The organism is Micromonospora sp. C97 (assembly GCF_018070385.1).
In the GTDB taxonomy this organism is placed as follows: domain Bacteria; phylum Actinomycetota; class Actinomycetes; order Mycobacteriales; family Micromonosporaceae; genus Micromonospora; species Micromonospora parva.
On the sequence record NZ_JAGPXU010000015.1, the window covers coordinates 67,632 to 90,771 of the forward strand.

At 73.4% G+C, this 23,140-nt stretch carries 17 protein-coding genes and 2 pseudogenes; 13 read left to right on the forward strand and 6 right to left on the reverse strand.

Annotated elements, in window-relative coordinates; translation table 11 throughout:
* The first annotated feature begins 47 nt into the window (after positions 1-47).
* Positions 48-1,823, forward strand: coding sequence for an ABC transporter ATP-binding protein (locus tag KBX26_RS20270; protein WP_030334446.1), 1,776 nt, complete (start codon positions 48-50; stop codon positions 1,821-1,823).
* Positions 1,824-1,907: 84 nt separating this feature from the next.
* Positions 1,908-2,615 (forward strand): annotated as a pseudogene (locus KBX26_RS32450) (DUF2470 domain-containing protein); the annotation flags it as partial.
* 180 nt (positions 2,616-2,795) lie between these two features.
* Here the strand turns inward: KBX26_RS32450 and KBX26_RS20275 are convergent.
* From KBX26_RS20275 to KBX26_RS20285, 3 genes are all read right to left on the reverse strand, one after another.
* Positions 2,796-3,392 (reverse strand): TetR family transcriptional regulator, encoded by a 597-nt coding sequence (locus KBX26_RS20275; RefSeq protein WP_030334442.1) that lies wholly within the window; start codon positions 3,390-3,392, stop codon positions 2,796-2,798.
* A 96-nt stretch (positions 3,393-3,488) separates the two neighbouring features.
* Positions 3,489-4,244, reverse strand: coding sequence for an ABC transporter permease (locus KBX26_RS20280; protein ID WP_030334440.1), 756 nt, complete (start codon positions 4,242-4,244; stop codon positions 3,489-3,491).
* A complete protein-coding gene (locus KBX26_RS20285) occupies positions 4,241-4,996 on the reverse strand; it encodes an ABC transporter ATP-binding protein (RefSeq protein ID WP_030334438.1) in 756 nt (251 codons plus the stop codon). Before KBX26_RS20285 ends, KBX26_RS20280 begins: the two co-directional genes overlap by 4 nt.
* 596 nt (positions 4,997-5,592) lie before the next feature.
* Here KBX26_RS20285 and KBX26_RS32455 point away from each other — a divergent pair.
* The 4 genes and pseudogenes from KBX26_RS32455 to KBX26_RS20300 form a co-directional block, all read left to right on the forward strand.
* A pseudogene (locus KBX26_RS32455) lies at positions 5,593-5,877 on the forward strand (phosphoribosyl-AMP cyclohydrolase); the annotation flags it as partial.
* A gap of 225 nt (positions 5,878-6,102) precedes the next feature.
* Positions 6,103-6,537 carry a phosphoribosyl-AMP cyclohydrolase gene (gene hisI / locus KBX26_RS32460; RefSeq protein ID WP_030334436.1) on the forward strand — a complete coding sequence of 145 codons (435 nt, stop codon included), beginning with the start codon at positions 6,103-6,105 and terminating at the stop codon, positions 6,535-6,537.
* Positions 6,534-8,087 (forward strand): anthranilate synthase component I, encoded by a 1,554-nt coding sequence (locus KBX26_RS20295; RefSeq protein ID WP_030334434.1) that lies wholly within the window; start codon positions 6,534-6,536, stop codon positions 8,085-8,087. The genes hisI and KBX26_RS20295 overlap by 4 nt, the downstream gene beginning before the upstream one ends.
* Positions 8,088-8,142: 55 nt before the next feature.
* Positions 8,143-8,730 (forward strand): Trp biosynthesis-associated membrane protein, encoded by a 588-nt coding sequence (locus KBX26_RS20300; RefSeq protein ID WP_210866163.1) that lies wholly within the window; start codon positions 8,143-8,145, stop codon positions 8,728-8,730.
* Positions 8,731-8,757: 27 nt separating this feature from the next.
* On the opposite strand, the gene KBX26_RS20305 is transcribed toward KBX26_RS20300, so the two are convergent.
* Positions 8,758-9,027, reverse strand: a complete 270-nt coding sequence (locus tag KBX26_RS20305; protein WP_030334430.1) for a hypothetical protein — start codon at positions 9,025-9,027, stop codon at positions 8,758-8,760.
* Between the two features lie 485 nt (positions 9,028-9,512).
* Between KBX26_RS20305 and trpC the strand changes: the two genes are divergently transcribed.
* From trpC to trpA, 3 genes are read left to right on the forward strand one after another with little or no spacing between them, the layout of a single operon-like run.
* Positions 9,513-10,316, forward strand: a complete 804-nt coding sequence (trpC, locus tag KBX26_RS20310; RefSeq protein WP_030334428.1) for an indole-3-glycerol phosphate synthase TrpC — start codon at positions 9,513-9,515, stop codon at positions 10,314-10,316.
* Between the two features lie 38 nt (positions 10,317-10,354).
* On the forward strand, positions 10,355-11,593 hold the full coding sequence (trpB, locus tag KBX26_RS20315; protein WP_030334426.1) for a tryptophan synthase subunit beta: 1,239 nt from the start codon (positions 10,355-10,357) through the stop codon (positions 11,591-11,593).
* Position 11,594: 1 nt separating this feature from the next.
* Positions 11,595-12,398 carry a tryptophan synthase subunit alpha gene (gene trpA / locus KBX26_RS20320; RefSeq protein WP_210866164.1) on the forward strand — a complete coding sequence of 268 codons (804 nt, stop codon included), beginning with the start codon at positions 11,595-11,597 and terminating at the stop codon, positions 12,396-12,398.
* Between the two features lie 138 nt (positions 12,399-12,536).
* Here the strand turns inward: trpA and KBX26_RS20325 are convergent, their stop codons facing one another.
* Positions 12,537-13,238: an NUDIX hydrolase gene (locus tag KBX26_RS20325; RefSeq protein ID WP_210866165.1), complete on the reverse strand. Its 702-nt coding sequence runs from the start codon at positions 13,236-13,238 to the stop codon at positions 12,537-12,539.
* Positions 13,239-13,340: 102 nt separating this feature from the next.
* Here KBX26_RS20325 and lgt point away from each other — a divergent pair, with 102 nt between their 5' ends.
* Entirely contained in the window at positions 13,341-14,519 is a 1,179-nt protein-coding gene (gene lgt, locus KBX26_RS20330) for a prolipoprotein diacylglyceryl transferase (protein ID WP_210857750.1), read from the forward strand.
* Positions 14,520-14,534: 15 nt separating this feature from the next.
* Positions 14,535-15,722 carry an NAD(P)/FAD-dependent oxidoreductase gene (locus KBX26_RS20335; RefSeq protein ID WP_030334418.1) on the forward strand — a complete coding sequence of 396 codons (1,188 nt, stop codon included), beginning with the start codon at positions 14,535-14,537 and terminating at the stop codon, positions 15,720-15,722.
* Between the two features lie 36 nt (positions 15,723-15,758).
* Here the strand turns inward: KBX26_RS20335 and KBX26_RS20340 are convergent, their stop codons facing one another.
* Entirely contained in the window at positions 15,759-16,604 is an 846-nt protein-coding gene (locus KBX26_RS20340) for a GNAT family N-acetyltransferase (RefSeq protein WP_210857748.1), read from the reverse strand.
* 144 nt (positions 16,605-16,748) lie between these two features.
* Between KBX26_RS20340 and gltB the strand changes: the two genes are divergently transcribed.
* The gene (gltB, locus tag KBX26_RS20345; protein WP_210866166.1) at positions 16,749-21,461 is read left to right on the forward strand and encodes a glutamate synthase large subunit; all 4,713 of its coding nucleotides are present in this window, start codon (positions 16,749-16,751) and stop codon (positions 21,459-21,461) included.
* Positions 21,454-22,989, forward strand: coding sequence for a glutamate synthase subunit beta (locus tag KBX26_RS20350; RefSeq protein WP_030334412.1), 1,536 nt, complete (start codon positions 21,454-21,456; stop codon positions 22,987-22,989). The genes gltB and KBX26_RS20350 overlap by 8 nt, the downstream gene beginning before the upstream one ends.
* Positions 22,990-23,140 lie beyond the last annotated feature (151 nt).

Consider the following 23,140-nt stretch of genomic DNA (forward strand, 5'->3'; position numbering starts at 1 on the left):
GTGCAGCGAAGCGGAGCCCCGCAGTCGCGAACGAAAGGCGTGACCCGGTGAGTGTCGAGGAGCGCGGGCAGCGGGAGGAGACGACCTGGCAGACCCTGCGCAGGGGCCTGGCGCTCTCGCCGGAGCTACGGATCGGCCTGGCCGGCACGTTGGGCCTGGCGTTGGTCTACATGGTCGGTCGGGTCGCCGTGCCGGTGGCGGTGCAGCAGGGCATCGACCGGGGCCTCGTCGGCGGTCTGAACCTGACCGTGGTCTGGACGGTGGTGGCGATCACCGCGGCGATCCTGACGATCACCACGATCTGCGGCTACCTGATGATGCGCCGGCTGTTCACGGTCAGCGAGACGGCGTTGGCCAATGTCCGGACGCGGGCGTTCCGGCACGTGCACGACCTGTCGATGTTGCACCAGCAGTCGGAGCGGCGGGGTTCGTTGGTCTCGCGGGTGACCAGCGACGTCGACCAGATCACCCAGTTCCTCCAGTGGGGCGGGGTGATCCTGCTGGTCAACCTGGGTCAGCTGGTGGTCACCACCGCCGTCATGCTGGCGTACTCCTGGCAGTTGACACTGGTGGTGCTGGCCGCGTTCCTGCCGGCGGTGTTCGTCATCCGGCAGTTGCAACGCCGCCTCGGCTCGGCGTACGCGACGGTGCGCCAGCGCACCGGGACGCTGCTCGGCGCGATCGGCGAGAGCGTGGTGGGCGCGCCGGTGATCCGGGCGTACGGGATCGCCGGGCGTACGGAGCGGCGGCTGGACGAGGCGATCGACAAGCAGCGGCTGGCGCAGCAGCGGGCGATCCGGATCAGCATCGTGGGCAGCTCGGTCGGGGAGTTGGCGGCGGGGCTGGCGCTGGCCGGCGTGGTGGTGCTGGGTGTGGTGTTGGGGGTGGACGGCACGCTGTCGATCGGCCAGCTGACCGCGTTCCTCTTCCTGGTGACGCTCTTCATCCAGCCGGTGCAGATCGCCACCGAGGTGCTCAACGAGGCGCAGAACGCGATTGCCGGCTGGCGTCGGGTGTTGGACGTGCTGGACGTCGCCCCGGACGTGGCCGACCCGGGGGAGCAGGGGCGGGAGTTGCCGGGCGGGCCGCTGGACATCCGGTTCACCGGGGTGCGGTTCGCCTATCCGGGTGGGCCGCCGGTGTTGCACGACATCGAGCTGGAGATCGCGGCGAAGAGTCGGGTGGCGGTGGTCGGTGAGACCGGCAGCGGCAAGACCACGTTCGCCAAGCTGCTGACCCGGCTGATGGACCCGTCGGCCGGGGCGGTGCTGCTGTCCGGGGTGCCGTTGACGGATGTCCGGTTCGATTCGCTGCGCTCGCGCGTGGTGATGGTGCCGCAGGACGGGTTCCTGTTCGACGCGACAGTGGGGGACAACGTCCGTTTCGCTCGGCCGGAGTTGACCGACGAGCAGCTGAGCACCGCTTTCACCGAGCTGGGTCTGTCGGACTGGCTGGAGGGTCTGCCGGCGGGCCTGGACACTCCCGTCGGGGAGCGCGGCGAGGCGCTCAGCGTCGGCGAGCGTCAGCTTGTCGCGTTGGCCCGCGCGTACGTGGCTGACCCGGATCTGCTCGTGCTCGACGAGGCGACCAGCGCGGTGGACCCGGCGACGGAGGTGCGGTTGCAGCGCACGCTGGACGCGGTCACCCGGGGCCGGACCACCCTCGCGATCGCGCACCGGCTCTCCACGGCGCAGGCCGCCGACGAGGTGATCGTGGTGGACCGGGGTCGGGTGGTGCAGCGCGGCCCGCACGACGAGCTGGTCCGCGACGCCGACTCGGTGTACGGGCTGCTCTACGCCTCCTGGTTGGAGCAGACCCGGTGAGGTGCTGCGGTGTGGTGGACGCCGACGGCCGGGTGCTCTAGGCTCCGGGTTAGGTAAGCCTAACCTTCTAAGGAGGTCGCGCCCATGCGGCCCAACTCCGCCGAGATCGTCCGTACCCTCGTCGCCGGCCGCCTGCCCGGTCTGGTGCACCTGGCCCACCGGCCGGGCCCGCACCACGCCCGGCACGTCACCGACTCGGACGGGCGGGTGCTGTTGCTGGTGCCGGTGGCCAGTCACCTGGCCGCCGCCCTGCAACCGGCGCCCGGCAGCGGTGACGTCGCGGTGGTGCTCGACGTGCTCGACCTGCCGCCCGCCGCCGGTGCGCCCGGCCTGGGGCGGGCCTGGGTGTCCGGCTGGGCGGCCGAGCTGCGCGGCGACGAGGCCCGCCAGGGCGCTGTCGACTTCGCCGCGGTCGAGCCGACCGGGGACCTGCTCGACCTGGGCACCCGGTTCCGGTTGTTCCGCTTCGAGGTGGTCGAGGTCCGTTGGGAGCGGGCCGGCGTCGTGCACCGGATCGACCCGGTGGCGTACGCCGAGGCCGAGCCGGACCCGGTGCACCCGGTCGAGGCCCGTCTGCTCGCCGACCTCGCCGAGTGCCACGGCGCCCAGGTGACCGAGTACCTGTGCCAGCAGCTCGGGTTGACCGGGCAGACCCCGGACGGACCTCCCCGGGTGGTGCGCATCGACCGCTACGGGCTGCTGGTCGCCCTCGGTCGACCCGGTGCCCGACGTCGGGTCCGGCTGACCTTCCCGAACCCGCTGGCCGACCCGGCCGACCTCCCCCGTCTGCTCCCCCCGCTGCGACTCACGGCCCCCACCCACCCACCCCACTCCCCCCCCCAGGCCCCGGCCCTCTGCCGCGCCGATCTTGCACTTTCGGTTGCCGATATGCGAGTTGCATCCCTTATGTCGGCGCAGAAAGTGCAAGATCGCGGGAGGGGGTTGGGGTCGAGGGGGCTAGGTGGGGTGGGGTCAGGTCGGCAGCGGGCCGGTGAGGTAACGCTGGATCGTGGGGCCGACCATGACCGCCAGGGTTTCCGGGTCGGCCGAGGCGACCGGCTCAAGGCGTACCACGTGCCGCATCATGGCCAGGCCGATCATCTGGCTGGCCACCAGGGAGCCCCGCAGCGGCAGCTCGGCCGGATCGACGTCGAGGTTTTCGAGTACCCGGCGCAGCACCTGGGTGGTGACGAACTCCCGCAGCAGTCGAGCCGTCCACTCGTTGCTCACCGCGGAACGCAGCAGTGCCTGCGCGGCGCTGCCGGCCGGGGAGTCCCAGACGCCGAGGAACGTACGCACCATCCGCTCGCCGACGGCGTCCCGGTCACCGGCGAGCACTTTCGGCACCAGCTGACCGGGGTCGACCGGAAAGTTCATCGCGGCCAGGAAGAGCTGGTCCTTGCTGCCGAAGTAGTGGTGCACCAGCGCGGGATCGACCTCAGCCGTGCCGGCGATGGCCCGGATCGAGGCGGCGTCGAAGCCCCGTTCGGCGAACGCCGCCCGCGCCGCGTCGAGGATCGCCTCCCGGGTGCCCGGTTTGCCGGGTCGCCGGCCGGTTCGCCGCGTCATCGCCGCCCTTCGTTCGTCCGCCTGGGGCCGTGGTGGGCCGGCCCGGTCAACGCCGGGGTCAGCAGCCGTGCCGGCCGCCGCCCCCGGCGTCGGCGGTCAGCCGCTGCGTCGGCGCAGGGTCGCCGCCGCGAGCACCAGCGCCAGCACCACCGCGCCGAGCACCACCGCGACATCCCGCCACATCCGGCCGGTCGGTTCGGCGTGGGCACCGACCTCCTGCAAAGCCTCGATGGCGTACGACAGGGGGAAGGCGTCACTGAGCGCCTGGAGCCAGCCGGCCATCTGGTCGCGGGCCACGAACAGCCCGCAGAGCAGCAGTTGGGGGATCACCACGACCGGCAGGAACTGTACTGCCTGGAACTCGGTGCGCGCGAAGGCACTGCACAGCAGCCCGAGGGCGACGCCGAGCACCGCGTCGAGCACGGCGATCCCGATCACCAGCCCGATGCTGCCGGCGGTCTCCAGACCGAAGATCCAGTACGCCACGGCGGCGGCGACGGCGGCCTGCACGGCGGCGGCCAGCCCGAACGCGATGCCGTACCCGAAGAGCAGGTCGAGCTTGCCCAGCGGGGTGGTGAGCAGCCGCTCCAGCGTGCCCGAGGTGCGTTCGCGCAGCATGGCGATGCTGGTCACCAGAAACATGATCACGAAGGGGAAGATGCCGAGCATCACCAGCGCGATCCGGTCGAAGGTGCTCGGCTGACCGGGCGGGGTCGGCTGGTCAGCGTACATGAAGTAGACCAGGGTGAGCAGGACGGCCGGCACCACCACGAGCAGCGCGATGGTCCGCCGGTCGTGCCGGAGCTGACGAAGGATGCGGCCGGTGGTGGCGGCGAGGATTCGCGGGCTCATGCTGTCTCCCGTGCGGCGGTCGCGTCGGTGCTGGTGGAGGCGGCCTCGCCGGCCCGGATGAGCCGCAGGAACGCCTCGTCGAGGTCGTCCACACCGGCGGCGGCGCGGATCGCGGCCGGGCTGTCGTCGGCGATCAACCGCCCCTGACGGATCAGCAGCAGGCGGTCGCACCGGGCCGCCTCGTCCATCACGTGGCTGGACACCAGCAGGGTGGTGCCGGCGGCGGCCATCGCGTGGAACCGGGCCCACAGGTCGGCGCGCAGCACCGGGTCCTGACCGACGGTCGGCTCGTCGAGGATGACCAGCTCCGGCTCCCCGACCAGGGCGCACGCCAACGAGGCTCGGCTGCGTTGACCGCCGGAGAGGGTGCCGACCAGCTGACCGGCCGCCTCGGCCAGCCCGACATCGCTGATCGCCCGATCGGCCTCGGCGCGCCCACGCCCGTACAGGGTCGCGAAGTAGCGGGCGTTCTCCCGGACGGTCAGGTCGGCGTAGACGCTCGGCGCCTGGGTCAGGTAGCCCACCCGGTGTCGCAGCGCGGGAGTGCCCGCCGGTTGGCCGAGCACGGTGACCGTCCCGCTGGCGACCACCTGCACCCCGACCACCGCGCGCATGAAGGTGGTCTTGCCGCTGCCACTGGGGCCGAGCAGCCCGGTGACCGCGCCGCGCGGCACCCGGCAGCTGATGCCGTCCAGCACCCGCCGCCCACCCCGGTCGACGACCAGGTCCCGGACGGCTATCGCATCGTCCATCGCACACCTCCACAAACTCATCACCTGTTGAACTCAACGCTAGATGAAATACCGCGCCCCACGCAACGGCCCGGAATCGACAACTGGGCGCCGACCGTTGCGCCCAGTGCGAGAACGGGCAGTAAGCTCCGGACCGGACACGAAGTCCGCCAACGGGCATTGCGCACCGATCGGACGTGCGGCACGATGGCGCCGTGGGTCACGCTCCGTTACCGGATAGCGGTTTTCTCGAGGATTGGGCCGCGCGGTTGCGGCAGGCCGCCGAGCGGCCGGTCGTCGGCATCCTGTTGCGCGGCAGCCACGCCCGCCGCGCCGCCACCGCGCACAGCGACGTCGACCTGGACGTGCTGGTCGGCGGCGCCCCATACGCGGCCCGCCGGGCCTACCTGGCCGAGTCCGCAGGCCAGCTCACCCACGTCTCGGTGGCCGCCCGTGACGTCCGGTCCTGGGTGCACCGCCTCGGCGAACCGGCCGACTGGGCGTTCGGGCTACCGGTCACCGCGCCGGCGCGGCTGCTCTGGGCCGACCCGCACTGGCGGCCCCGGATCGACCTGCCAGTGCTGTGTCAGCCCGCCGAGCCGCCCCGGCTGGAAGAGATGATCGCCACGCTGGGTAAGGCCGCCGCCGCCCGCGCGGCCAACGACCGCCTCGGGGTCCGGCTCGCCGTCGCCGACCTGGCGCGGCTCTGTCCCTCGGTGCTCCGCCCGGCCAACCCGTCCGTGCGGGTCCACTCCCGCCGGGCGGCCTTCGCGGCGGCCCTGGAACTGCCGGTGACCCCACCGGGCTACCGGTCGGACATGCTGCTCTGCCTCGGGCTGCGCCCGGGCGCTACCGGGCAGCTCTGGGCCGCCGCCGTCCGGTTGGTCGCCGGCACCCTGCCGTTGATCCGGCCGTACGCCGAGGAGATCGCCGACACGGCTGGCGCGGACCTGGCCGCCGCCCTGGTCGACGGCCGGTTGGACCGCTACGTCGCCCAGTTGGCGCGGCCGGCGGGGCCCGCGCCGCAGCCCTCGTCCCCGCCGCAGACCCGGCCCTCGGGGCCCTCGCCTCAGCCCTGGCGGGAGCGGTCGGCGGCGCCCGCGCCGCGTGCGGGAGAATTGCTCACTGTGCCCGTACCTGACCCGCCGGTGACCGGCGTACCCAGCGACCCGAACGAGCTGGCCGCGCCCGCGCCGGCGCGCCCCTCCCGGCTCGACCCGGCCATCGCGGCCCAGCTGCGCCGCACCGCCGACGGTCTGGTCGCCGCCGTGGTGCGCGCGCACGACTCCGGTGAGGTGCTGATGGTCGCCTGGATGGACGACGAGGCCTTGCACCGCACCCTGACCACCGGCCGGGCCACCTACTGGTCGCGCAGCCGACGCGAATACTGGGTCAAGGGCGCCACCTCAGGGCACCACCAGTACGTGCGGTCGGTCGCCCTGGACTGCGACGGGGACGCGCTGCTGGTGAGCGTGGACCAGGTCGGCGCGGCCTGCCACACCGGCCACCGGACCTGCTTCTTCACCGAGCTGCCCGTCACCGGGACGGAGGCGCACTCATGACCGACGGCTCGCTCAGCCCTGACCTGGCCACTTTCACCGCGTTGGCCGCCGAGTGGCGGGTGGTGCCGGTGACCCGGCGGCTGTTGGCCGACGCGGAGACCCCGGTCGGCGTCTACCGCAAGCTGGCCGGTGGGCCGGGCACGTTCCTGTTGGAATCGGCTGAACAGGGCGTTGGTTCGGCCGGGATGGCCTGGTCGCGGTACTCGTTCATCGGGGTGCGCAGCAGCGCCACCCTGATCGAACGCGACGGCGTGGCGACCTGGCTCGGTCAGCCGCCGAGCGGGCTGCCCACCGAGGGTGACCCGGTGCGGATGTTGCGGGAGACGGTCGCGGCGCTGGCCGGGCCGGTCGGGGACCCGTCCGACGGTCTGCCGCCGTTGACCGGGGGCATGGTCGGCTACCTCGGCTACGACCTGATCCGGCGGTTCGAGCGGTTGCCCGAGCTGACCGAGGACGACCTGGGCGTCCCGATGGTGGGCATGATGCTCGCCACCGACCTGGTGGTGCTCGACCACTACGACGGCTCGGCGATCCTGGTCGCCAACGCGGTGCTGCCGCCGTTGGACGCCCCGGACCGCGCCCCGCAGGTCGCCGCCGCCTACCACCACGCGGTGGGCCGGTTGGACGCGATGACCACGGCGTTGTCCCGGCCCATCCCGCCGATGATCTCCACCGTCGAGCGTCCGCCGGCCGGAGAGGTGCTCTGCCGTACGCCGGAGGGCGGTTATCCGAAGGCGGTGGAGGCGGCCAAGGAGGCGATCCGGGCCGGTGAGTGCTTCCAGATCGTGCTCTCCCAGCGTTTCGAGCGGACGACCCACGCCGACCCGCTGGACGTCTACCGGGTGCTGCGCACCAGCAACCCCAGCCCGTACATGTACCTGTTGCGCTTCGACGGGTTCGACATCGTCGGCTCGTCTCCGGAGGCGCACCTGAAGGTCACCGGCGGCGCGGACGGGCGGCGCCGGGCGTTGCTGCACCCGATCGCCGGCACCCGGCCGCGAGGTGGCACCCCCGCCGCCGACGCGGCGCTCGCCGCCGAGCTGCTCGCGGACCCGAAGGAGCGGGCCGAGCACGTGATGCTGGTCGACCTCGGCCGCAACGATCTGGGTCGGGTCTGCCAGCCCGGCAGCGTGGAGGTGCCCGAGTTCGCGACCATCGAGCGGTACAGCCACGTCATGCACATCGTCTCCACCGTCACCGGCACGTTGCGTGACGACCAGAGCGCCTTCGACGCGTTGGCGGCGACCTTCCCGGCCGGCACGCTCTCCGGGGCGCCGAAGGTGCGGGCCATGGAGATCATCGAGGAGTTGGAGCCGGTCCGTCGTGGTCTCTACGGCGGCACCGTCGGCTATTTCGGCTTCGGCGGCGACCTGGACATGGCGATCGCCATCCGGACCGCGTTGATCCGCGACGGCCGCGCCTACGTGCAGGCCGGGGCGGGTGTGGTCGCCGACTCGGACCCGGCCGCCGAGGATCAGGAGACGCGGAACAAGGCAGCGGCCGTGCTGGCCGCGATCGCGGCCGCCGAGACCCTCCGGCCCGCTCGGTGAGCGCGAGGAGTGCAGCGCAGCGGAGCCCCGCAGTCGCGAACGAAAGGCAGACTCAGTGAGTGGGGAGCGGGCCGTCGTGGGCCGGCGGGCGTTGACGTACGCCGTGCTGCTCTGCCTGGCCGGCGCGGGCCTGGCGCTGTGGGCGGCCACGCGGAGTTGGTCGGTCGAGATGTCGGTACGTCCGGCGCCGCTGCCGCCGGTGCGCGACACGCGCAGCGGTGCGAGTCTGCTGCCCTGGCTGCCGGCGTTGGCGCTGGTGACCCTGGCCGGGGGTGGTGCGGTGCTGGCCACCCGGGGCCGCCTGCGGCGGGCACTGGGTGTGCTGCTCGGCGTGCTCGGCCTGGCCGTGGCGGCCGGCGGCGGGTACGGGCTGGTGGCCGACGTGGGCGGCGCGGTGAGCCGGCAGTGGCCGGCGCTCTGCCTGCTGGGCGGTCTGCTGGCCGCGGTGGGCGGCTGGTGGACGGCGTTGCGGGGCGGTGAGTGGCCGGCGATGGGCGCCCGGTACGAACGTCCGGCGCGGACCACTGCGCAGGCGGCGTCGGCGCAGGGTGACCCGGCCGGGTCGTCGACCCCGTTGGCGGGGCGGCGGACCACCGAGGTGTGGGACGCGCTGGACCGGGGCGAGGATCCGACGGCCGACTGACGCGGTGGGCGCGGCGGTCGGCGGCTGTCAGCCGACCGGCTGGCGCTCCCACTCGGCGCGGCGACTCGCGGCGCGGGCGGCGGTCAGTTCGGCGACCAGGCGGTTGAGTTCCGCGCGCTGGTCGGCGCGGGCCCGGTCGGCGCAGACCGCCTCCCAGGCGTTGCCCCGTGCCGTCCGCATCCGTGCCTCGCCCACCACGGCCCGTTCCACGGTGTGCACGACCCCGACGGCGAGTGACGCGACCGTCCGCGAGATGGTGGTCAGTCCGATGGTCGGGTGCGGTTCGGAAATGCTCATGGTCACCTCGCACGAGGAGTTGTGGCGTGGGGCAGGCGCGCCATCGAGTCTGCCCGAGGACGATGCTGGCCCGTCGACGTTTCGCCGGGGTGACCGCCCGGTCAACTGTCCCGCCTCGGTCGTGACCTGGGACCGGCCGTTCGGCCTTGAGCTTGCTCACAGCATCGATCGATATCGTTGCCGTCGGGCGGCGGGCGGCAACTGGTGGCATGATCGATGGATCGGCCCGGTCCGACTGCGGCCGTCAGGCTCCGTACCGCGTGACGGTGGTCGATACCGGAGGTGGCGCTGCGTGACAACCCATTCACGGCAGGTCGGCCATTATGCCGCAGCCCTTTTCGTGAGCAGCGCCATACCCCCGGCGTCCGGCGTCGGTCGGCTGCCCCTAGCATCGGCCCATGACGCCCGGAGAGGGGAGTCCGTTCGTGACTGCTGAGCATGCGCACGCGGAGGGGGACGAGGCCGGCCAGGCAGCGTCCGTAAGCGTGCTCGACGAGATTCTGGCCGGCGTGCGTGAAGACGTCGCCCGACGCCAGGAGCAGGTTCCGCTGGAGCGGATCCGTGAACTGGCAGCGGCGGCGCCGCCGCCCATGGACGCGTACGCGGCGCTGCGTAAGCCCGGCGTGGCCGTGATCGCCGAGGTGAAGCGTTCGTCGCCGTCCAAGGGCCGGCTGGCCGAGATCGCCGATCCGGCCGATCTCGCCGTCGACTACGCGGCCGGTGGGGCGCGGGCGATCAGCGTGCTGACCGAGGGGCGCTGGTTCGGCGGTTCGTTGGACGACCTGGCGGCGGTCCGTGCCGCGGTCACCGTGCCGGTGCTGCGCAAGGACTTCGTGGTCTCCAGCTATCAGATCCACGAGGCCCGCGCGCACGGCGCCGACCTGGTCCTGCTGATCGTCGCCGCACTCGAGCAGAACGTCCTGATGGGTCTGCTGGAGCGGATCGAGTCGCTGGGCATGACCGCTCTGGTCGAGGTGCACGACGAGGAGGAGGCCGACCGCGCGCTGGAGGCCGGCGCGCAGGTGATCGGGGTCAACGCCCGTGACCTGCGTACCCTGGAGGTTGACCGGTCGGTGTTCGAGCGGATCGCGCCCGGTCTGCCCAGCAGCGTCGTCAAGATCGCCGAATCCGGCGTTCGTGGCCCGCACGACCTGATCCGGTACGCCTCCGCGGGCGCCGACGCGGTCCTCGTGGGCGAGGGCCTGGTCACTCAGAAGAGCCCCCGCGAGGCGGTCGCCGAGTTGGTCAACGCCGGCAACCACCCGGCAACGCCCCGGCCGGTGCGCTGACCCCGCGCCGGCCTGACGTACCACCGAGAGGATTCCCGATGAGCGCCGACGCGCTGGCCCCGGTGGCCGGCCCGCAGCCCGACTCCGCCGGTCACTTCGGCCGCTTCGGCGGCCGGTTCGTTCCCGAGGCCCTGGTGGCCGCGTTGGACGAGCTCGACGGGGCGTGGCGTACGGCGATGGCGGACGAGTCCTTCCGGGCCGAGTTCGGCGCGCTGCTGCGCGACTACGCCGGCACACCGTCGCTGCTCTACGAGGCCCGGCGGTTCTCGGCGAAGGTCGGCGCGCGGGTGCTGCTCAAGCGCGAGGACCTCAACCACACGGGCGCGCACAAGGTGCGCAACGTGCTCGGCCAGGCGCTGCTCACCAAGCGGATGGGCAAGACCCGGGTGATCGCGGAGACCGGTGCCGGTCAGCACGGTGTCGCCACCGCGACCGCCGCCGCCCTGTTCGACCTCGAGTGCGTGGTCTACATGGGCGAGGTCGACACCGAGCGGCAGGCGCTCAACGTGGCCCGGATGCGGATGCTCGGCGCGACGGTCGTTCCGGTCACCAATGGTTCGCGCACCCTCAAGGACGCGATGAACGAGGCGATGCGCGACTGGGTGGCCAACGTCGACGAGACGCACTACCTGATCGGCACCGCCGCGGGCCCGCACCCGTTCCCGGCGATGGTGCGCGACTTCGTCCGGGGCATCGGTGACGAGGCCCGCCAGCAGTGCCTGGACCTCACCGGTGGGCTGCCGGACGCCGTCACCGCCTGCGTCGGCGGCGGCTCCAACGCGCTCGGCATCTTCCACGCGTTCGTGGGCGATCAGGCGGTGCGGCTGTACGGCTTCGAAGCCGGCGGCGACGGGGTGGCCACCGGCCGGCACGCGGCGAGCATCACCGGCGGGTCCGCCGGGGTGCTGCACGGCACCCGCACCTTCGTGCTGCAGGACGCCGACGGGCAGACCCTGGAGTCGCATTCGATCTCCGCCGGCCTGGACTACCCCGGTGTCGGGCCGGAGCACGCGTGGCTGCACGACACCGGCCGGGCGAGCTACCTGCCGGTCACCGACGACGAGGCGATGGCCGCCTTCGAGCTGCTCTGCCGCACCGAGGGCATCATCCCGGCCATCGAGAGCGCCCACGCGCTCGCCGGCACCGTCGCGCTGGCCCCGAAGCTCGCCGCCGAGCTGGGCCGGGAGCCCACCATCGTGGTCAACCTGTCCGGGCGGGGCGACAAGGACGTGCACACCGCCGGCGACTACTTCGGCATCCTCGACAAGGAGCGGTGAGATGAGCCGGATCGGGGTGGCCTTCGACAAGGCCCGCGCCGACGGACGGGCACTGCTGGTCGGCTGCATGCCGGCCGGGTTCCCGACCGTCGAGGGCAGCATCGCCGCGATGACCGCCATGGTCGAGGCCGGCGTCGACGTCATCGAGGTGGAGATCCCCTACTCCGACCCGGTGATGGACGGTCCGGTGATCCAGCGGGCCAGTGACATCGCGCTGGCCGGGGGCGTACGCACCGCGGACACGATGCGCATCATCGAGGCGGTGGCGGCGACCGGTGCCCCGGTGGTCACCATGACCTACTGGAACCCGGTCGAGCGGTACGGCGTGGACGTCTTCGCCCGTGACCTCGCCTCGGCCGGCGGCACCGGCCTGATCACCCCGGACCTCATCCCCGACGAGGCCGACGAGTGGCTGGCCGCCTCGGACGCGCACGGTTTGGACCGCACGTTCCTGATCTCGCCGTCGTCCACTGACGCCCGGCTGGCGATGACGGTGCGGCACTGCCGCGGCTTCGTCTACGCGACCGCCGTGATGGGGGTGACCGGTGCGCGGGCGCGTACCTCCGACGCCGCCCCGACGCTGGTGTCGCGGGCCCGCGCGGTGACCGACCTGCCGGTCGGTGTCGGCCTTGGTGTGGGCACCGGCGCGCAGGCCGGCACCGTCGCCGGTTACGCCGACGGGGTGATCGTGGGCAGCGCGTTGATCCGGTGCCTGCTCGACGCGCCCACCGAGGCGGAGGGGCTGGCCGCCCTGCGTACCCTCAGCGCCGAGCTGGCCGAGGGCGTCCGTAACCCCAGCCGCTGAGCCCGCCCTCGACGACCCCTCGCCGCTCGCGGCGGCCGTCCGCGCCGCGTGGGGGCATTTTGCCTGTCGCTCATTCGCATGAGGCGGCGGCGAAGGTGTCTGCGGGCACGCGACGAAGCTCGGAACGGTTGCTGCTTGTCAGGGGTGCAGGGACGGGTTCGCGGCCTCGCCGCGTTGCTCCGGCGGCTGCCCCGCCCCCGGATGCCCGTCCTGGCCGGTGCCGGGCCGCTGCCCGTCCTGGCCGGTGCCGGGCCGCTGCCCGTCCTGGCTGGTCCCGGGCGACTGCCTGTCCTGGCTGGTTCGCGGCGGCTGCGTGCCCTGGTCGGCTGCCGGCCGGCCCTCCTCGGCGGGCCGAGCCGCCGGGAGTGACGCGGGGTCGGCGGTGTCGGGTGCCCAGGGGACGTCGCGGAGCACCCCGGAGCGGCCGGCGGTCGCGTCGGTGACGGCGGCCCGGGTGAGTGGGGTGACCACCGCGGGCAGCGCGTCGGGGGAGTGCCAGGACAACCGGCAGCCCGGCGGTGGGTCGCAGGAAGGTCGGGCCCCGGCCGCGCGGGCCCGGAACACGTGCGCGAGGACGTCCGGCAGCGGCCCGGCGCGCCCGGCGGCGGCCACCCCGGCCGGGCCGGCAAGGTGGTAGACGCCGACCAGGTCGACCAGTTCGATGTCCCAGCCGGTCTCCGCGCGGATGTCCCGGAGGGCGGCCCGCACCGGGCCCTCGGCCGGACGCAGCCGCCCGCCGGGCAACGCGTAGCGGCGGGTGCCCCGGCCCTGCTGGCAGAGCAGCACCCGACCGGTGTCGTCGGTGACGACCGCGGCGACCGCCCAGGTGAGCGCGCTCATGGACAAAGAGCCTACGACGGTGCAAACCAGAAGTCATCGGGATGCGCGCTCCCGCCGCCCGGGGTGCCGCTGCGGGGGTGTGCAGCGGTAGCGTGTGCACCCGTGACCCTCGCCTCGCTCTCTCCCCAGGCGGCCCTGCCCAGTCCCAGCACCGCGGTCTGGCAGCTCGGGCCGGTGCCGATCCGGGCCTACGCGCTCTGCATCATCGCCGGCATCGTGCTGGCCTGCTGGGTGACGGAGCGCCGGCTGCGGCAACGCGGCGTCGCGCCCGGCGCGGTGCTCGACATCGCCGTCTGGGCGGTGCCCGCGGGCATCATCGGCGCCCGGATCTACCACGTGATCACCTCACCCGAGAAGTACTTCGGCGCCGGTGGGGACCCGATGAAGGCGTTCGCCATCTGGGAGGGCGGTCTCGGCATCTGGGGTGCTGTCGCCGGTGGGGCGGTCGGCGCGTGGATCGCCGCCCGGCAACTCGGCATTCCGTTCAGCGTGGTGGCCGACGCGCTGGCCCCCGGGCTGCCGCTGGCCCAGGCGGTCGGCCGGGTCGGCAACTGGTTCAACAACGAACTCTTCGGTGCCCGGACCACACTGCCGTGGGGTCTGGAGATCCATCGGATGGACCCGGACAACCCGGGCCACGCGCTGCGTGACGACGCCGGGCAGCCCATCCTCGAACCGGGCCTCTACCAGCCCACCTTCCTCTACGAGGCGCTGTGGAACCTCGGCGTGGTGGCCCTGGTGCTCATCCTCGACCGCCGGCTCAAGCTGGGCCGGGGCCGGGCGTTCGCGCTCTACGTGATGGGTTACACCGCCGGCCGGTTCTGGATCGAGCTGATGCGCACCGACGAGGCCAACCAGATCCTCGGCGTACGCCTCAACGTCTGGACCGCCGCCCTGGTCTTCCTCGGTGCCCTGATCTACTTCGTCCGGGTGCGCGGCCCTCGGGACTACCTGATCCCGCTGGGCGCGGCGACGACGACCCCGCCCCCCACCTCCGACCTCTCCCAGGTCGACCTCTCCGAGCGGGAGACCCCCGCGCGGGCCGCCGCGCCGGAGGGTTACCGGGTGGTGAGCGAGGAGCAGTACGCCGCCTGGCGGGACACCGGCGTCGTACCGCCGACGAGCGCCGACGACTCCCGGCCGGACGACGGCGAGCCGTCCGGCGACACGGTTCCCGCCGACGTCGCGTCGCGCGACGACGAGCCGACGGACGAGCCGTCCGCAGAGCGCACCGAGCGGGCCGACGCCACTGGCGCGCGTCCCGCCGACCGGGACAGCTGAGCGGAGGCGGCACCGATGCGAAGCGCGGTGGTGGTCGGCGCAGGGGTCGGTGGCCTCGCGGTGGCCGGCGCGCTGGCCCGTTCCGGCTGGCAGGTCACAGTGTTGGAACGCGCCGAACGGGTTCGCCCCGAACCGACCGCCGTGGTGCTCTGGCCCAACGGTGTCCGCGCGCTGCAGGCCCTCGGTCTCGGCGCCGGGCTGGCCGCCATCGCCACCCCGTTGCCCGACGGTGGCGTCCGTCGCCCGGACGGGCACTGGCTGGTGCAGCCCCGGCCGATCCCGGCCGACCGGATGCCGGTGGTGGTGCACCGGGAGGACCTGCACGACGCGTTGATCGCCGGCCTCGGTGACCGGGTCGAGCTGCGGACCGGGGTGACGGTGCGCCACGTCCGTGTCGAGCCGGGCGAGCGACCGGGCGTCAGCGACGGGCGGCACACCATCGAGGCCGATCTGGTGGTCGCCGCCGACGGCACGGACAGCGGCATCCGCCGCCAACTCGCACCCGAGTCCCGGGTGGTCAGCTCCGGGTGCGCCGCCTGGCGGGCCGTCATCCCCTGGTACCAGGCCCCTCGACTCCCCGACGACCAGCCGTTGGCCGGTGAGATTCTCGGCGCGGGTTACCGGTTCGTGGCCGCGTCGCTGGGTGAGCGCGGTTCCTCGGGCGGGTCCAGCCGTGGCGGCATCTACTGGGTGGCCACCGCCGCCGGCGCGCCACGCCCGGAACCACCGGAGACCCAGCTCGCCCTGCTGCGCCGCTGGTACGCGGACTGGCCCGCGCCGGTCGGCGCGCTGCTCGAGGCCACCAACCCGGCCGACCTGGTCCAGCAGGAGGTTCGCGAGCTGCGCCCGCTGCCCCGGGCGTACGGCTTTCCGGTCGGTCCAGGTGGGGTGGTGCTGCTCGGCGACGCGGCGCACGCCATGCCGCCGCACCTCGGGCAGGGCGCCTGCCTCGCGTTCGAGGACGCCGCCACCCTCTCCTCGCTGCTGCGGGAGGCGCGGCTGCCCGACGCCGTCGTGGCGTACGACCGGGTGCGCCGTCCCCGGGCCGCGACGGTGGTCCGGCAGACCCGGCGGATGTCGGCGGTGCTGCAGACCCGGGGCCGGCTGGCGCTGCGCGCCCGGGACGCCGCCCTCGGCACGATCAACTCGCGGCTGCTCTCCAGCGCCGCCGCCTCCGCCGCGCAGTGGCGCCCACCGACCTGACCTCGGTCGCCGGGCAGGGCAGGCGGGCGCGGCGGGTCAGGAGATGAGGGCGGCGGGTTCGGCGATGCAGGCGGTGCCGATGCGGCGGAAGCCGACCCGCAGGTAGACCCGCGCGATCTCCTCGCTGCCGGCGGAGAGGAAGACCAGGTCGGTGCCGGCGGCCAGCAGTTCCCGGGCCAGGGTGGCGGTGAGCGCGGCACCCAGCCCGCGTCGCCGGGCGGACGGCAGGGTGGCCACCCCGGCGATCTCCGCGACGTCGTCCACCCGCATCGCCATGCCGCTGGCCAGCGCGCCCTCGGTCGGCGTGCCGGCCAGCGCGGAGATCCGCCGGCCGTCGGCGATCCGGGTGCGCTCCTCGTCGAGCGCGGCCAGTTCGAGTTCGGTGACGGCGGCGTCGCGCTCGGCCGGGCCGGCCTCACCGCGCGCGGTGCCGGCGGCGGCGAACGACACCGCTGCCACCGCACGCCGGGCGGCGACATCGGCGGCGAAGCCGGGGGAGTCCGCCGCCAGCACCCGCACCGCCGCGTCGGACAGCGTCGCCGGGTCGGGCAGCGCGCTGGGGTCGAGCACCATCAGCGGCGCCTCCAGCACGTTCAGCCCCGCCGAGCGGGCCACCGCCAGCAGCTCGGGCGTCGTCTCGTGCACCCACTCGAAGGCTTCCGGCAGACCCAGCTTCCGCTGGCGCTCGCGGACCGACGTCACGTCGGCGAGCGACGGCGGCTCGGTGGCGTCGATGCGCGGGCGGGCGTAGAACGGCCACCCGGCGCCATCGCGGACGAACAGCACCAGCCCACCATGCTCCTCCGCACCGGCGGCGTCGCGGGGCACCGCGTCGTAGAAGCGTTCCAACCGGTCGAAGACGTGCTTGTGTAGCGGATCCACCGCGCGAGACTACACGTCCCAGCCAGTGGACGGTGTGATCAATCTCGGGTGGCCGTGCGACCCCGGCCCTAACGTAGACTCAATAGACCCACGGGCCGACGTCGTCCCCATCATGATCCAACCTGAGTGACGACAGGAGGCCCGGTGGCTCAGCCGTACGCGGACACAGCACAGCCGCACCCGCACAGCCCGCAGGCGTCCCCGACGCCCCACCCCCGTCCGGCCGCCCAGGGCCTCTACGACCCAGCGCAGGAGCACGATGCCTGCGGCGTGGCCTTCGTGGCGGACCTGCACGGCCGGCGTTCCCACTCGGTCGTCGCCAACGGGCTCGGCGCGCTCTGTCGGCTGGACCACCGGGGCGCCCGCGGCGCGGAACCGAACACCGGCGACGGCGCCGGCATCATGATCCAGGTGCCCGACGCGTTCCTGCGCGCGGTGGCCGACGTCGCGCTTCCCCCGGCGGGCGAGTACGCCACCGGGCTGGTGTTCCTTCCCGACGACGATGCCGCCGAGGCGCGTGCCCGGCGGGTGGTCGAGAAGTACGCGCTGGTCGAGGGCGCCGATCTGCTCGGCTGGCGGGACGTGCCGACCGACGCGGGTGACCTGGGCGAGACCGCCCTGGCGGCGATGCCCCGGGTCCGGCAGATCTTCCTGGCCGCGCACCGGCTGACCGACGCGCCCGGCGGGCCGGCCGGCTCCCCGCTGCGCGGCATCGAGCTGGACCGGGTGGCGTTCTGTCTGCGCAAGCAGGCCGAACGGGAGACCGCCGAGCGGGGCGTTCCGGCGTACTTCCCGTCGCTGTCCAGCCGCACCATGGTCTACAAGGGCATGCTCACGCCGGACCAGTTGCCGGCGTTCTATCCCGACCTGCGCGACGAGCGGGTGGAGAGCGCCATCGCGCTGGTGCACTCCCGCTTCTCCACCAACACCTTCCCGTCCTGGCCGCTGGCGCACCCGTACCGGTTCATCGCCCACAACGGCGAGATCAACACGATCCGGGGCAACCGCAACTGGATGCAGGCCCGTGAGGCGCTGCTGCGCTCGCCGAACGTGCCGGGCAACATCCGGCGGATCTTCCCGGTCTGCACGCCCGCCGCCTCCGACTCGGCGAACTTCGACGAGGTCCTGGAGCTGCTGCACCTGGCCGGGCGGAGCCTGCCGCACGCGGTGCTCATGATGATTCCGGAGGCCTGGGAGAACGACCCCGGGATGGACCCGGCCAAGCGTGCCTTCTACCGCTTCCACGCCAGCCTGATGGAGCCGTGGGACGGTCCGGCCTCGGTGGCGTTCACCGACGGCGAGATCGTCGGCGCGGTGCTGGACCGCAACGGGCTGCGCCCGGGGCGCTGGTGGCAGACCGACGACGGGCTCGTGGTGCTCGGCTCAGAGGCGGGCGTCCTCGACCTCGACCCGGCCCACGTGGTCGCGAAGGGGCGGCTCCAGCCGGGCCGGATGTTCCTGGTCGACACCGTGGCCGGGCGGATCGTGCACGACGAGGAGATCAAATCCGAGTTGGCCGCCGCCGAGCCGTACGGCGAGTGGCTGCACGCCGGGCTGATCGAGCTGAACGACCTGCCGGCCCGCGAGCACACCGTCTACACGCACGACTCGGTGCGCCGCCGGCAGCAGACCTTCGGCTACACCGAGGAGGAGCTGAAGATCCTGCTCGCGCCGATGGCCCGCACCGGCGCCGAGCCGCTCGGCTCGATGGGTACGGACACCCCGATCGCGCCGCTGTCGACCCGGCCGCGGCTGCTCTACGACTACTTCCACCAGCTCTTCGCCCAGGTCACCAACCCGCCGCTGGACGCCATCCGCGAGGAGCTGGTGACCAGCCTGGCGTCGACCATCGGGCCGGAGGGCAACCTGCTCGACCCGGGCGCGGCGAGCTGTCGGCAGATCGTGCTCCCGCATCCGATCATCGACAACGACGAGCTGGCGAAGATCCTCTCCATCGACGAGGACGGCGACCTGCCCGGCTTCAAGGCGGTGCGGGTCTCCGGGCTGTACCGGATCAGGGAGGGGGCCGCCGGGATCAAGGCACGGCTGACCGAGATCTGCCGGCACGTCTCCGAGGCGATCGAGGACGGCGTGCGCATCCTGGTGCTCTCCGACCGGGACTCCAACGCCGACCTGGCACCGATCCCGTCGCTGCTGCTCACCGCCGCCGTGCACCAGCACCTGGTGCGGGAGCAGACACGTACGCAGGCGGCGCTGATCGTCGAGTCCGGCGACTGCCGGGAGGTGCACCACGCGGCGGTGCTGATCGGCTACGGCGCGGCGGCGGTCAACCCGTACCTGGCGTTCGAGTCGGTGGAGGATCTGATCTCCACCGGCGCGCTGGCCGGCATCGAGCCCGCCGCCGCGGTGCGCAACTACGCCAAGGCGCTCGGCAAGGGCGTCCTGAAGATCATGTCCAAGATGGGCATCTCGACGGTCTCCTCGTACTGCGGCGCGCAGGTCTTCGAGGCGGTCGGCCTGGACACCCGGCTGGTCGAGCGTTACTTCCGGGGCACCCCCAGCCGCATCGGCGGGGTGGGTCTCGCGGGCGTGCACACCGAGGTGGCCGCCCGGCACGCGCTGGCCTGGCCGCCGGCCGGCGCGGCGGCTTCCGACCGGCTGGAGGTCGGCGGCGAGTACCAGTGGCGCCGCGAGGGTGAGCTGCACCTGTTCAACCCGGAGACGGTCTTCCTGCTCCAGCACGCCACCCGCAGCCGGCAGTACGACGTGTTCCGCCAGTACACGGCGAAAGTCGACGCGCTCGCCGCGCAGGCCGGTTCGCTGCGCGGGCTGTTCACCCTGCGTACCGGGGTCCGCCCGGCGGTGCCCCTGGACGAGGTCGAGCCGGCCTCCGAGATCGTCAAGCGGTTCGCCACGGGCGCCATGTCGTACGGGTCGATCTCGGCGGAGGCGCACGAGACGCTGGCCATCGCCATGAACCGGCTCGGCGGCAAGTCCAACACCGGCGAGGGCGGCGAGGACGTCGATCGGCTGCACGATCCGGCCCGCCGTTCGGCGGTCAAGCAGATCGCCAGCGGCCGGTTCGGCGTGACCAGCGAATACCTGGTCAACGCCGACGACCTCCAGATCAAGATGGCCCAGGGCGCCAAGCCGGGCGAGGGTGGTCAGCTGCCCGGCAACAAGGTCTGGCCATGGATCGCCCGGACCCGGCACGCCACCCCCGGCGTGGGTCTGATCTCCCCGCCGCCGCACCACGACATCTACTCCATCGAGGACCTGGCGCAGCTCGTCCACGACCTGAAGTGCGTCAACCCGGCCGCCCGGGTGCACGTCAAGCTGGTCAGCGAGGTGGGTGTCGGCACGGTCGCTGCCGGCGTGGCCAAGTTGAAGGCCGACGTCATCCTCATCTCCGGGCACGACGGCGGCACGGGCGCGTCTCCGCTGAACTCGCTCAAGCACGCCGGCACCCCGTGGGAGCTGGGGCTGGCCGAGGCCCAGCAGACGCTGCTGCTCAACAAGCTGCGTGACCGGGTCACCGTGCAGGTCGACGGTCAGCTCAAGACCGGCCGGGACGTGCTGATCGCGGCGCTGCTCGGCGCGGAGGAGTTCGGCTTCGCGACCGCGCCCTTGATCGTCGAGGGCTGCGTGATGATGCGGGTGTGTCACCTGGACACCTGCCCGGTCGGCATCGCCACCCAGAACCCGGTGCTGCGGGAGCGCTTCACCGGCAAGCCGGAGTTCGTGGAGAACTTCTTCCTCTTCCTCGCCGAGGAGGTCCGGGGCTACCTGGCCGAGCTGGGCTTCCGGTCCATCGAGGAGGCGATCGGGCAGTCCGAGCTGCTCGACGTGGCCCCGGCGGTCGCGCACTGGAAGGCACACGGGTTGGACCTGGCGCCCGTCCTGCACCTGCCGGAGCTGCCCGCCGGTGCGGCCCGCCGCGGGGTCCGCGCCCAGGACCACGGCCTTAGGCACGCCCTCGACAACGAGCTGATCGCGCTGGCCCGTCCGGCGCTGGCCGAGGGGGCGCCGGTGCGGGTCGAGGTGGCGGTGCGCAACGAGCACCGCAGCGTCGGCGCGATGCTCGGCGGGGAGGTGACCCGTCGCTTCGGCGGCGCCGGCCTGCCCGAGGACACCATCGAGTTCGTGCTGCACGGCACGGCCGGGCAGTCGTTCGGCGCGTTCCTGCCGCGCGGGGTGACCCTGCGCCTGCACGGCGACGCCAACGACTACGTGGGCAAGGGCCTCTCCGGCGGTCGCCTCATCGTCCGTCCGGACGCCGCCGCACCGTTCCTCGACCCGGACGCCGCGCCCGGCCAGCGCGCGGAGGACCAGATCATCGCCGGCAACACCATCCTGTACGGGGCCACCGCGGGCGAGGTCTTCCTCCGCGGCCGGGTGGGGGAGCGGTTCGCGGTGCGCAACTCCGGCGCTGTCGCGGTGGTCGAGGGCGTCGGTGACCACGGCTGCGAGTACATGACCGGTGGCACGGTGGTGGTGCTCGGCGCGACCGGCCGGAACTTCGCGGCCGGCATGTCCGGTGGCACGGCGTTCGTGCACCACCTGGACCGGGCCCGCGTCAACGCGGAGCTCGTCGACCTGATGCCGCTGGGCGAGCAGGAGCAGTCGCTGCTGCACGAGCTGGTCCAACGGCACGTGGCCGAGACCGGGTCGGCGGTCGCCGAGGAACTGCTCAAGCGGTGGCCGGAGGCGATCGCCGAGTTCACCGCCGTGGTGCCCCGCGACTACCGCCGGGTGCTGGAGATCATGCGGGCCGCCGAAGCCGCCGGCCGCGACGTCGACGACGCGGTCATGACAGAACTGACCGCACCCGCTGTGCCGGCGATGCCGGTGCCGCCCGCCCCGCGGGTGGCTGCCCAGGAGGTGGCACGTGCCTGACCCGAACGGTTTCCTGCGCTACGACCGGCGACTGCCGGCCCGCCGCCCGGTGCCGGTGCGGATCAGCGACTGGCGGGAGGTCTACCCGCCGGCCGGCGAGGACCTCATCCGCGAGCAGGCCACCCGGTGCATGGACTGCGGCATCCCGTTCTGTCACGACGGCTGCCCGCTGGGCAACCGCATCCCGGACTGGAACGACCTGGTGCGCACCGGCAACTGGGACGCCGCTGTGGAGTCGCTGCACGCCACCAACAACTTCCCGGAGTTCACCGGCCGGCTCTGCCCGGCGCCCTGCGAGGCGGCCTGCGTGCTCGGCATCTCCGGCGGTCAACCGGTGACCATCAAGCAGGTCGAGGTGGAGATCGCCGACGCCGCCGCCGCGCGTGGGTTCACCCCCCGCGCCGTGCCGGCGCCGTCGGGCCGGTCGGTCGCCGTCGTCGGCTCCGGGCCCGCCGGCCTCGCCGCCGCCCAGCAGCTGGCCCGCGCCGGTCACGCGGTGACGGTGTACGAGCGCGACGACGCGATCGGTGGTCTGCTCCGGTACGGCATCCCCGACTTCAAGTTGGAGAAGCGGCACATCGACGCCCGGTTGGCGCAGCTCACCGCCGAGGGGGTGCGCTTCCGTACGGGCGTGAACGTCGGGGTGGACGTCACCGCCGAGCAGTTGCGTGCCGAGCACGACGCGGTGCTGCTGGCGTGTGGGGCGTTGCAGGGCCGGGACACCCCGGAGACCCGCGGGCGGGCGCTTCGGGGCGTACACCAGGCGATGGCGCACCTGGTCGCGGCGAATCGCGCGGTCGCCACCGCGACCACCGACCAGCCGGGCGTCGCCGTGACCGGCGAGGGGCGGCCGGGGCGGGCGGTGCTGCCCGACGGCACCCCGATCGACGCGGCCGGCAAGCACGTGGTGATCATCGGTGGTGGTGACACGGCGGCCGACTGCCTCGGGGTGGCGCACCGCCAGGGCGCCGCGGGCGTGCACCAGCTCGACCTGTACCCGCAGCCGCCGCAGGAGCGCGACGAGGCACGGGACCCGTGGCCGACCTGGCCGTGGGTGCTGCGCAGCTACCCGGCGCACGAGGAGGGCGGCGAGCGGGTCTTCGCCGTGGCGGTGCAGGAGTTCGTGGACGACGGCACCGGTCAGGTGCGGGCGGTGCGGATCGCCGAGGTGACGGTGGAGAAGCGCGACGGCCGGCGGATCGTCACGGTGGTGCCGGGCTCCGAGCGGGAGTTGCCGGCCGATCTGGTGCTGTTGGCGATCGGCTTCGAGGGCACCGAGCAGCAGCCGCTGCTGGCCCAGTTCGGCGTGGCCCGCAACCCGCGGGGCGCCGTCGACGCCCGCGACGACTGGCAGACCGCCGCCGACGGGGTGTTCGTGGCCGGTGACATGCACCGGGGCGCCTCGCTGATCGTCTGGGCGATCGCCGAGGGGCGGGCGGCGGCCGCCGCCATCCACGGCTATCTGGGTGGTGTCGGTGCCTTGCCGGCCCCGGTGGGCCCGGACGCGCAGGCTCTCGCCGCTCGCTGAGCTGCGGGCGCCCGGCCGGTGCGGCTGGTCCGCTGCCGCACCGGCCGGGTATTCCCGCTGGTGAAGCCGCTCACAAAAGTGGGCAAAAGGGTTTAAGCCGACAAGACTTGTCGGCTGCCGAACCGCGCCGCGATCGGTGTGAATGCTCGTG

Coding starts and splice junctions, on each gene's coding strand:
- KBX26_RS20275 (WP_030334442.1), bottom strand. CDS start 3,392: ATGACGCGGCGAACCGGCCGGCGACCCGGCAAACCGGGCACCCGGGAG.
- KBX26_RS20325 (WP_210866165.1), bottom strand. CDS start 13,238: ATGAGCGCGCTCACCTGGGCGGTCGCCGCGGTCGTCACCGACGACACC.
- KBX26_RS20280 (WP_030334440.1), bottom strand. CDS start 4,244: ATGAGCCCGCGAATCCTCGCCGCCACCACCGGCCGCATCCTTCGTCAG.
- KBX26_RS20305 (WP_030334430.1), bottom strand. CDS start 9,027: ATGAGCATTTCCGAACCGCACCCGACCATCGGACTGACCACCATCTCG.
- trpB (WP_030334426.1), top strand. CDS start 10,355: ATGAGCGCCGACGCGCTGGCCCCGGTGGCCGGCCCGCAGCCCGACTCC.
- trpA (WP_210866164.1), top strand. CDS start 11,595: ATGAGCCGGATCGGGGTGGCCTTCGACAAGGCCCGCGCCGACGGACGG.
- KBX26_RS20285 (WP_030334438.1), bottom strand. CDS start 4,996: ATGGACGATGCGATAGCCGTCCGGGACCTGGTCGTCGACCGGGGTGGG.
- KBX26_RS20295 (WP_030334434.1), top strand. CDS start 6,534: ATGACCGACGGCTCGCTCAGCCCTGACCTGGCCACTTTCACCGCGTTG.
- KBX26_RS20335 (WP_030334418.1), top strand. CDS start 14,535: ATGCGAAGCGCGGTGGTGGTCGGCGCAGGGGTCGGTGGCCTCGCGGTG.